At 66.2% G+C, this 8,771-nt stretch carries 13 protein-coding genes; 11 read left to right on the forward strand and 2 right to left on the reverse strand.

The window, feature by feature from the left end; translation table 11 throughout:
- Positions 1-6: 6 nt before the first annotated feature.
- From P3W97_RS11060 to fliR, 11 genes are all read left to right on the forward strand, one after another.
- Positions 7-156, forward strand: a complete 150-nt coding sequence (locus P3W97_RS11060; RefSeq protein ID WP_367184602.1) for a FliH/SctL family protein — start codon at positions 7-9, stop codon at positions 154-156.
- Positions 149-1,612 (forward strand): flagellar protein export ATPase FliI, encoded by a 1,464-nt coding sequence (gene fliI / locus P3W97_RS06855; protein WP_300845075.1) that lies wholly within the window; start codon positions 149-151, stop codon positions 1,610-1,612. The genes P3W97_RS11060 and fliI overlap by 8 nt, the downstream gene beginning before the upstream one ends.
- Entirely contained in the window at positions 1,609-2,061 is a 453-nt protein-coding gene (fliJ, locus tag P3W97_RS06860) for a flagellar export protein FliJ (protein WP_300845077.1), read from the forward strand. The genes fliI and fliJ overlap by 4 nt, the downstream gene beginning before the upstream one ends.
- Positions 2,062-2,073: 12 nt before the next feature.
- A complete protein-coding gene (locus P3W97_RS06865; protein ID WP_300845079.1) occupies positions 2,074-3,378 on the forward strand; it encodes a hypothetical protein in 1,305 nt (434 codons plus the stop codon).
- Between the two features lie 209 nt (positions 3,379-3,587).
- Positions 3,588-4,115 (forward strand): flagellar basal body-associated FliL family protein, encoded by a 528-nt coding sequence (gene fliL, locus P3W97_RS06870; protein WP_300845081.1) that lies wholly within the window; start codon positions 3,588-3,590, stop codon positions 4,113-4,115.
- A gap of 48 nt (positions 4,116-4,163) precedes the next feature.
- Positions 4,164-5,177 carry a flagellar motor switch protein FliM gene (gene fliM, locus P3W97_RS06875; RefSeq protein WP_300845083.1) on the forward strand — a complete coding sequence of 338 codons (1,014 nt, stop codon included), beginning with the start codon at positions 4,164-4,166 and terminating at the stop codon, positions 5,175-5,177.
- Complete coding sequence (gene fliN, locus P3W97_RS06880; RefSeq protein WP_300845084.1) at positions 5,167-5,598, forward strand: flagellar motor switch protein FliN; 432 nt, start codon at positions 5,167-5,169, stop codon at positions 5,596-5,598. The genes fliM and fliN overlap by 11 nt, the downstream gene beginning before the upstream one ends.
- A gap of 19 nt (positions 5,599-5,617) precedes the next feature.
- Positions 5,618-6,004 (forward strand): flagellar biosynthetic protein FliO, encoded by a 387-nt coding sequence (locus tag P3W97_RS06885; RefSeq protein ID WP_300845086.1) that lies wholly within the window; start codon positions 5,618-5,620, stop codon positions 6,002-6,004.
- Positions 6,001-6,768: a flagellar type III secretion system pore protein FliP gene (gene fliP, locus P3W97_RS06890; RefSeq protein ID WP_300845088.1), complete on the forward strand. Its 768-nt coding sequence runs from the start codon at positions 6,001-6,003 to the stop codon at positions 6,766-6,768. The genes P3W97_RS06885 and fliP overlap by 4 nt, the downstream gene beginning before the upstream one ends.
- A 10-nt stretch (positions 6,769-6,778) precedes the next feature.
- A complete protein-coding gene (fliQ, locus tag P3W97_RS06895; RefSeq protein ID WP_300845090.1) occupies positions 6,779-7,048 on the forward strand; it encodes a flagellar biosynthesis protein FliQ in 270 nt (89 codons plus the stop codon).
- Positions 7,049-7,114: 66 nt separating this feature from the next.
- Positions 7,115-7,852, forward strand: a complete 738-nt coding sequence (gene fliR / locus P3W97_RS06900; protein WP_300845096.1) for a flagellar biosynthetic protein FliR — start codon at positions 7,115-7,117, stop codon at positions 7,850-7,852.
- A gap of 11 nt (positions 7,853-7,863) precedes the next feature.
- On the opposite strand, the gene P3W97_RS06905 is transcribed toward fliR, so the two are convergent.
- Together P3W97_RS06905 and P3W97_RS06910 are read right to left on the reverse strand one after the other, a co-directional pair.
- Entirely contained in the window at positions 7,864-8,493 is a 630-nt protein-coding gene (locus P3W97_RS06905) for a response regulator transcription factor (RefSeq protein WP_300845092.1), read from the reverse strand.
- The coding region (locus P3W97_RS06910; protein ID WP_300845094.1) for an ATP-binding protein at positions 8,490-8,771 on the reverse strand (282 nt) is incomplete at its 5' end. The genes P3W97_RS06905 and P3W97_RS06910, both read right to left, overlap by 4 nt.

Genomic DNA, 8,771 nt, shown 5'->3' on the forward strand with positions numbered 1-8,771 from the left:
CGCCTGGTGCCTGACGCGCGGGTGTCCGCCGGTGGCTGCGTGCTCGAGACGGCCCAAGGCTTGGTGGACGGAACTGTCGAGCGCCGCTGGGCCCGCGCGGTGGGCAATCTGGGGCTGGACCTGTCGTGGGCGAGCGAGGAAGCCGATCATGCTTGAGCCGTCTGCCTGGGAACGATTTTTGGCCGCCGCGCGGCAAGCCGCCCAGCAGCCGACGCCGCTGGAGATCAGCGGCCGACTGACGCGGCTGGCTGGTCTGGTGCTGGAGGCCCAGGGCATCCGCACACCGGTCGGCTCACAGTGCATCATCGACCCCAACCCCGATCCGCTCGCCCCTCCCAGCGCAACCGAGTCGAGCGTGCTGGCCGAGGTGGTGGGCTTCTCGGGCGACCGGGCCTTTTTGATGCCAGCCAGCGAAGTCATGGGCTTGGCTGCTGGCGCCCGGGTGCGGCCCCTGCCCCCTTACCGCCCGCGGCCTCGCCTGGGCGATGCCCCGCAGCCCATCGTGCCCAACGACCGCGGCGTGCTGCGCCTGCCGCTGGGCGACGGCCTGCTTGGCCGTGTGGTGGATGCCCATGGCCACCCCCTGGACCACGGCGGCCCCTTGCACGGTGTGCAGGTACAGCCGCTGGAGCGCCCGCCCATCAACGCCATGAACCGCGCGCCCGTGCGCCAACCGCTAGACACTGGCGTGCGCGCCATCAACGCGCTGCTGACGGTGGGGCGCGGCCAGCGTCTGGGGTTGTTTGCCGGCTCTGGCGTGGGCAAAAGTATCCTGCTGGGCATGATGGCGCGCTACACCCAGGCCGACGTCATCGTCGTGGGCCTCATCGGGGAGCGTGGGCGCGAGGTCAAAGAGTTCATCGAGGATATTTTGGGCCCGCGCGACCGTGAACGCGCGGTGGTCGTGGCCGCCCCTGCCGATGCGCCTCCATTGGTCCGACTGCAGGGCGCACACTATGCCACCGCAATCGCCGAGCGCTTCCGCGACGATGGCCGCCACGTCCTGTTGCTGATGGACTCGCTGACCCGCTATGCCATGGCGCAGCGCGAAATCGCCCTGGCGATTGGCGAGCCTCCGGCCACCAAAGGCTACCCGCCCAGCGCCTTCGCGCGCCTGCCGCAGTTGGTGGAGCGGTCTGGCAACGGCCCCGAAGGAGGCGGCTCCATCACCGCCTTCTACACCGTGCTGTCCGAGGGCGACGACCAGCAGGACCCCGTGGCCGACGCTGCGCGCGCGATTCTGGACGGACACATCGTTTTGTCCAGGGCGCTGGCCGAATCAGGCATCTACCCCGCCATCGACATCGAGGCGTCCGCCTCGCGCGTCATGCACAACGTCGTGGACGAGACACACTGGGCGCTGGCCAGGCGCTTCCGGCAGCTGTACTCGCGCTATCAAAAGAGCCGCGACCTCATCCAACTGGGCGCCTATGTGCCAGGCAGCGATGCGGAAACCGACCTGGCCATCCAGTTGCAGCCAGCAATGCAAGAGCTGCTGATGCAAGACATGCGGGAATGCGCCACGCTCGACGCGAGCGTGCAGCGGCTGGCCGAGGTGCTGCAGCCCGCCACCGCGCGCAGCGGCCGCGACGCCAAGGGAGGCCGCGCATGAACAAGCCGCGCGATTTGGGCATTTTGCTGGAGATGGCTGAGCGCCGCCGCGACGAGGCCGCGCAGGCGCTGGCCCGCGCACGCCAGGAGCGCCAAAGCGCCGATGCCCAGATGGCCCAGTTACAAGCCTACACCCAGGATGCCGAAGCCCGCTGGCACCAGCGCGCCCTCGTCGGCGTGTCGCCCACCTTGCTCGCCACGCATCGGCAGTTCATGGCCAAGCTGGAAGACGCCATCACCTATCAGACCCAGACGCTGCGCCAACTCGACGAGCGCATCGCGCAGCGCGAAGCGCAACTGCGCGAAGCGGAGCGCGCACTGGCCACGCTCGAGCGGGTTCAACAGCGTTGGCAGCAAGACTGGCACCAGCATCTGCGGCGTCTCGAGCAAAAAGCCAACGACGAGATGGCGGCCACACTCCACCGGCGCCGCCAGCTGCCCCATTCCTGATGGAGAATGTCCATGAAAGCCGAATCGCTCCCCCCGGCCTCATCTGCGCATGGTGTCCACCGGCCACAAGGCCCGCAGGGCCAGCGCGGCGCGTTGTCCGACCCGCAGGGCGGTGACCCGTTCGCGCAGCTCTTGGCGGATTTGTGTGCGGATGACGCCACCGGGCTGCCCGCTACTGCTGCCGACACCGAGGCCGCTGCTGCCGACACCAAGGCCGCTGCTGCCGACACCGAGGCCGGTGCGGCGGCGCAAGACGACCTGACCACCGAGGACGACCGCAAACCCGCCCCCCGCGTACCTACCCTACCCGAGACCGCCACGCCCCTGGTGGCCGCCGTCACCCCAGCTGCGATATGGCCGCCGGCGCTGGACAGCGCAGGCTCGACGGACGGTCGCACCCAGATCGTTGCCGAGGGGCAGACAGCGCCACCTTGGGCGCCGCAAGCGGCTGGCGTTTACCCGGTCGCGGATCCTGCCAAAGGCGCTGGGTTGGGCCAGCTCCAGCAGACCTCCCCCCCCGACACCCCACCGGGGGCCTGGGTATCTACCGTCGCGCGCTCCAAGCAGCGCCCGCCTGGCACAGGCCTGGTCAACGGTCGATTGGTCCAGCGGGAGGCGTCCGCGCCCGACGGCACTGCCGCCCTACAGACACCCAACACACGGGCCGGGCGCCACGCGGGCGATGCCGCCGCGTCGGCAGCAGCGGCCGTCTCCTCTCCCGTGGAGCAGATGGCGCAAGCGCAGACCTCAGACCCGTCCAGCGAGCGGCGCGAAGCGCAACGCCCCTCCGACGCACTGCGGTCAGGTGGACCGGCCACGCCAGACACCCCATCGCGCTTTGCGGATGGCAGCGCGGGCCCGGAAGTATCCGACTTCGGGCTGCAACTCGGCCAGGCCCTAGGCGAAGCATTCGAGTCCCTAGGGGCCCAAGTCAGCCTGTGGACCGCCGGCAAGTCGCAGCGCGCCAGCTTCTCGCTCCAGGAGGGCACGGACGACCCGCTGGGAGTGGATGTCACCGTAACCGACGGGGTCGCACAGGTCTTCTTCCGCACGGATGACGGCGCCATGCGCCAGCTCATCCAGGCACAGGCACCGGCCGCGCTGGCCGAGGCCCTGGCCCGGGTCGGCTTGACGCTGGGCGGCGTGGACGTTGGCGGGCAATTTGCGCAAGGCCAGGGGCAGCCACCCGCGGATGCGAGCCCCCGTTCGCTCCGCATGGACCTGAGCCTCACCGGGCCAGCCGCGCCCTCCCCCGCGGGGCCGGGCGTTACCCACCAGGGGGCCAGCGGGCACGCGGGCCTGGATGTGTACGCCTGAGCAGGGCCCATCCGCCAAACAGCCCAGATTCCAGGGGGCTTTTCGGGTTTTGATTTTGGCACGGAGAGACACCACAATACGGGCGAGGCAGTTGAGCACACCTGGCACACCCGATGGGCGCAGATGAGCCGTGACACAATAGGCGAGTTGCGTGTGCCGGCGCCGTCGTCGGCCATTCTCCCTTCTTCTACCCATCCTGCTCCGATACCATGGCTGAATCCGCTGCACCCGCCGCCGGCGGTGAAAAACCCAAGAGCAAAAAGCTCCTGCTGATCATCATCGCCTTGGTGGTACTCCTGGCTGGCGGGGGTGCAGCCGCCTTCTTCCTGCTCAAGGGTGGCCACGACGAAGAAGCCGGCGAAGAACCACCCGCCAAGGAAGCCAAGGCCAAGCCCAAGAAAAAGGCCCCGGCGGGCCCGCCGACCTTCATGCCGCTGGAGGCTGTCGTCGTCAACCTGGCCGACCCAGGCACGACGCGCTATGCCCAGGTGGGCATCACGCTGCAGGTGGAGGATGCCAAGGTTGCCGAAGAGGTCAAAAAGTTCATGCCTGCCATCCGCAATGGCATCCTGATGCAAATCTCCCGCCGCACGGCAGACCAACTCCTGAGTGCCGAGGGCAAAGAGCAACTATCCAAGGACATCCTCGACCTGGTGCGCACCACCACTGACATGGAGGAATACCGCGGTTACAGCCCGGTCGAAGCCGTGCTGTTTTCCAGCTTGATCGTCCAGTGAGGCCGATGCCCCGCTGATCCCCATTCACCCCGACCGCCCCACGACACCATGAGCGACGCGTTTTTGTCCCAAGACGAGATCGACGCCCTGCTCGAGGGCGTGACTGGCGAGAGCCAAAAACTCGCCAAGGAGGAGGTGCAGACCGGCGGGATCCGCACCTACAACCTGTCAAGCCAAGAGCGCATCGTGCGTGGGCGCATGCCCACGATGGAGGTGATCAACGAGCGCTTCGCGCGCAACCTGCGCGTGGGCCTGTTCAACTTCATCCGCCGCAGTCCTGAAATCTCCGTGGGGCCCGTGCAGGTGCAAAAGTACAGCATGTTCCTGCGCGATCTGGTGGTGCCGACCAACTTCAACATCATGGCGGTGCGCCCGCTGCGTGGCAGTGGTTTGGTGGTGTGCGAGCCGACGCTGCTGTTTGGCGTCATCGACAGCCTGTTTGGCGGAAACGGCAAGTTCCACACCCGCATCGAGGGGCGCGACTTTTCCCCTACCGAGCAGCGCGTCATCAACCGCATGGTGGACGTAGTGGCCGAGGAGTACAAAAAGGCTTGGAAAGGCATCTACCCACTGGAGCTGGTCTATCAGCGCTCTGAGATGCAGCCGCAGTTTGCCAATATCGCCACGCCCAGCGAGATCGTCGTGTCTTCCAGCTTTACGTTGGAGATTGGCGACATCGCGGGCTCGCTGCATATCTGCATCCCCTACTCGACGTTGGAGCCGATCCGCGACCTGCTGTACTCCAACACCCAGGGCGACTCGTTGGAAGTGGACCGGCGCTGGGTCAAACTGCTCAGCCACGAGATCCAAGCCGCCGAGGTCGAGCTGGTGGCCGAGCTGGCCACCGCGGAGGCCACCGTGGAGCAACTGTTGGCCATGAAGCCCGGCGACTTCATCGAGCTGGAGCGCCAGCGCATCATCCAGGCCAAGGTGGACGGCGTGCCGGTGTTGGAGTGCGAATACGGCACCCACAACGGCAAGTACGCGCTGAAGGTGGTGCGCACCATCCGCAGCAGCGACCAGAGCTGGCACGGACACGGAGCGACGAACTATGACAAATGAAAACGAAACCCCGCCTGGCCCGGTCGATGAACAGGCGCTGGCCGATGAATGGGCCCAGGCGCTACAAGAACAAACGGGCAGTGGCAAAAGTGACAGCGACGACGTGTTTGCGAGCGCCCCCCAGTTCGACGGTGCGGCGCCCGCGCCCACCGGCAACAACGACATCAGCATGGTGCTGGATATTCCGGTCACCCTGTCGGTGGAGCTGGGCCGCACCAAGGTACCGATCAAATATATCCTGCAGCTGGCGCAAGGCTCCATCGTGGAGCTGGACGCCTTGGCCGGTGAGCCCATGGACGTGCTGGTCAACGGCTACCTGATCGCACAGGGCGAAGTGGTGGTGGTCAACGAAAAATTCGGCATCCGCCTGACCGATATCGTGACACCGTCCGAGCGCTTGCGCCGCCTGAGCAAGCATTGAAGCCCGACGAACGCCTGGCATGACAACGGATTGGACCGCTTGGCTGCCCGCCCTGGGGCTGTTGGTCGCATTGGCGGCCATGGCCTGGGGTGTGCAATGGCTGCGCCGGCGCCAGACCCGCGCTGCCGGCGGCGGGGCGGCGCTGCGCGTGACCGCACAACTGATGGTAGGGCCCCAGCAGCGGGTCGTCGTCGTGGAACTGGACGGCGCAGCCGGCGCGGTACAACTGACCCTGGGCGTCACGCCGCAGCATGTGCGCACCCTGCACGTCCAGCCGCTGGGGGCCAGCCGCCGCGGCACGGGTGAGGCCTCTTCCGCTGCGAGTACCCCTGCGCCCGCGCCACAGTACGCGGATGTCGCGCGTGCCCTGTCGGCCGAGCCCCCGCGGCGGGAGCCCACGGTATGAACGGCACAAACCGCCGTTGGCTGCGCGCTACGCTGGCGCTGGCGCTGGCGGGCGGGGCCGGCGCGCTGTGGGCGCAGCCGACCCCGCCCGGACAACTGCCCCTGGTGATTGGGCAGGGCCCCGGGGGCACCAGCTATTCGGTGCCCATCCAGACGCTGCTGTTCTTCACGGCGCTGTCCTTCCTGCCCGCCATTTTGCTGATGATGACGGCATTCACCCGCATCGTCATCGTGCTGTCGCTGTTGCGCCAGGCGCTGGGCACGCAGGCCTCCCCCCCCAACCAGGTCATCATCGGGCTGTCGCTGTTTCTCACCTTCTTTGTCATGGGCCCAACGTTCGACCGGGTCTATGAAACCGCCTATCGACCCTACAGCACCGGGCAAGCCAGCTTCGAGCAGGCCGTGGCGGCGGCCGAGGTGCCGATGCGCGAGTTCATGAAGGGGCAGACCCGGCAAGCGGATTTTCAGTTGTTCGTCAACCTGGCCAAGCTGCCGCCCGATACACGCATCGACGACGCGCCGCTGCGCGTGCTGGTGCCGGCTTTCGTCATCAGCGAGCTCAAGACGGCGTTTCAGATCGGCTTCATGGTCTTCATCCCATTTCTGGTCATCGACATGATCGTGGCCAGCGTGCTAATGTCGTTGGGCATGATGATGCTCTCACCCGTGTTGGTGGCGTTGCCTTTCAAACTGATGCTGTTCGTGCTGGCGGATGGCTGGAACCTGCTGATGGGCTCGCTGGCCGCCAGCTTCGCCACACCCTAGGAATTTCCGCATGGAACCGCAAGCCGTCCTGACCATTGCGCAGCAGGCGATGTTGACCCTGCTCACGGTGGCCGCCCCCATTCTGGGGACCGTGCTGGTGATTGGCTTGGTGATCAGTTTGTTTCAGGCGCTCACCCAGATCAACGAGGCGACGCTGTCCTTCGTGCCCAAGCTGATTGGGGCTGTGGCCGTCATGGCACTCGCCGGACCCTGGATGCTGACCATACTGGTCGAGTACATCCGCCGCGTGCTGCTCGCCATTCCCGACTACGCCGTCTGAACCCCAACGCCGCAGCGGCCTCGACCGATGGATGGCGTGTTTTTGACCTTCACCGAAGCCCAGCTGATGGGTTGGGTAACGCCGGTTTTCTGGCCTTTTGTCCGTATTTTGGGCCTTTTTGCGGCAGCACCGCTGTTTTCGGCGCGTTCCGTGCCCATGCGAGCGCGCATCGGACTGGCCTTCGTCATCGCCGTGTGCGTGCAGCCGGCCTTGCCGGTACAGCCGACCGTATCGCTCAATAGCCCGCAGGCGCTGGGCACGCTGGTGCAGCAGCTGGCAATTGGTCTGTCCATCGGACTGGCTGCGCGCATCCTGTTTGCCGCCATCGAGATGACTGGCGAAATCGTTGGGCTGCAGATGGGCCTGAACTACGCGGGTTTTTTCGACCCCAGCACAGGGTCGCAGGCCAGCACCGTGGGGCGCTTTTATGGCAACGCGGCCCTGCTGCTGTTCATCGTGCTCAACGGCCATCTGATGCTCATCCAGGCCGTGGCAGCCAGCTTTGTCACCTTCCCCATCGGGGACGACACCTGGAGCGCACTGCGCCAGATGCGCTTGTACGAGCTGGGGGCGGCAATCTTCTCGCACGGACTGTGGATTGCGCTGCCGCTGATTGTGATGTTGCTGTTCGTCAACGTCGTGTTGGGCATCATCTCGCGCATCGCCCCACAAATGAACGTCTTTGCCATCGGCTTTCCGCTGACGTTGTCGGTGGGGCTGATCGGCGTCGCCGCATCGATGCCGCTGCTGGCCGAGCCGGTGCGCCGGCTCATGCAGCTGCTGGCGGACCTGTACGGGATCTGAGGCCGCGCACCTCAGACGAGTTTGTTGCGGATGGCGTAGACGGTCAGCTCGGCGTTGTTGCTCAGGCCGAGCTTTTCCAGCACGCGGGCGCGGTAGACGCTGACCGTCTTGGGGCTGATCATCAGCGCCTCGGCGATCTGCGAGAGCTTTTTGCCCGAGGCGATCAGCTTGAGAGTCTGCAGTTCGCGCTCGGACAGGCTGTCGTGCAACTCTGCGCCTTCTGGGGCTTGCAGGTGGTTGGCTAGCAGTTCGGCAATCTCCGGGGTGATGTATTTGCGCCCTTGGGCGACGGTGCGCACCGCGGCGATGAGGGCTTGCGGATCGCCCCCCTTGTTCAAATAACCCATCGCCCCGGCACGCAGGCAGCGGATCGCATACTGATCCTCGGGATACATGCTGACCATGAGGGTGCGCACGGGGTTGCCCTCCTCTTGCAGCACGGACAGAATTTCCAGCCCGCTGCGACCGGGCAAGTCCACATCCAGCAATAAAACATCCGGCTTTTCGCGCCGCAGTGCTTCGCGCAACGCCGGATAGCTGTCGGCCTCGGCCACCACCTGGATATCGGTCGCCTCCATCAGGGTGTCGCGCACCCCGCGCCGCACCACCGCATGATCATCACACAGCACCACTCGGATCATGGTTCGTCTTCCTCAGCTTCGTTGGACGCAGCAGGATCTCCCAGTGGCACCGACAAGATCAGCGTCATGCCCTGGCCGGGCGCCGTCACCACATCCAGCCAACCGCCAACGGACTGCGCCCGCTCGCGCAGGCCCAGCAGTCCGAACGAGCGGTCTTTGCCCAGTTCCTGCGGCGAGGCCCCCCGGCCGTCGTCGGCAATCTCGATGGTCAGATGGTCCTCCAGGTCGCTCACGTCGATGGTGACGCGCCGCGCCTGTGCGTGCTTGAGCACGTTGGT

The organism is Tepidimonas sp. (genome assembly GCF_029335975.1).
Lineage (GTDB): Bacteria > Pseudomonadota > Gammaproteobacteria > Burkholderiales > Burkholderiaceae_C > Tepidimonas.

What these genes read in the sequence shown, in the direction of transcription:
- fliI (WP_300845075.1), top strand. Translation starts at nt 149, where the DNA reads ATGCTTGAGCCGTCTGCCTGGGAACGATTTTTGGCCGCCGCGCGGCAA.
- fliJ (WP_300845077.1), top strand. Translation starts at nt 1,609, where the DNA reads ATGAACAAGCCGCGCGATTTGGGCATTTTGCTGGAGATGGCTGAGCGC.
- P3W97_RS06865 (WP_300845079.1), top strand. Translation starts at nt 2,074, where the DNA reads ATGAAAGCCGAATCGCTCCCCCCGGCCTCATCTGCGCATGGTGTCCAC.
- fliL (WP_300845081.1), top strand. Translation starts at nt 3,588, where the DNA reads ATGGCTGAATCCGCTGCACCCGCCGCCGGCGGTGAAAAACCCAAGAGC.
- fliM (WP_300845083.1), top strand. Translation starts at nt 4,164, where the DNA reads ATGAGCGACGCGTTTTTGTCCCAAGACGAGATCGACGCCCTGCTCGAG.
- fliN (WP_300845084.1), top strand. Translation starts at nt 5,167, where the DNA reads ATGACAAATGAAAACGAAACCCCGCCTGGCCCGGTCGATGAACAGGCG.
- P3W97_RS06885 (WP_300845086.1), top strand. Translation starts at nt 5,618, where the DNA reads ATGACAACGGATTGGACCGCTTGGCTGCCCGCCCTGGGGCTGTTGGTC.
- fliP (WP_300845088.1), top strand. Translation starts at nt 6,001, where the DNA reads ATGAACGGCACAAACCGCCGTTGGCTGCGCGCTACGCTGGCGCTGGCG.
- fliQ (WP_300845090.1), top strand. Translation starts at nt 6,779, where the DNA reads ATGGAACCGCAAGCCGTCCTGACCATTGCGCAGCAGGCGATGTTGACC.
- fliR (WP_300845096.1), top strand. Translation starts at nt 7,115, where the DNA reads ATGGGTTGGGTAACGCCGGTTTTCTGGCCTTTTGTCCGTATTTTGGGC.
- P3W97_RS06905 (WP_300845092.1), bottom strand. Translation starts at nt 8,493, where the DNA reads ATGATCCGAGTGGTGCTGTGTGATGATCATGCGGTGGTGCGGCGCGGG.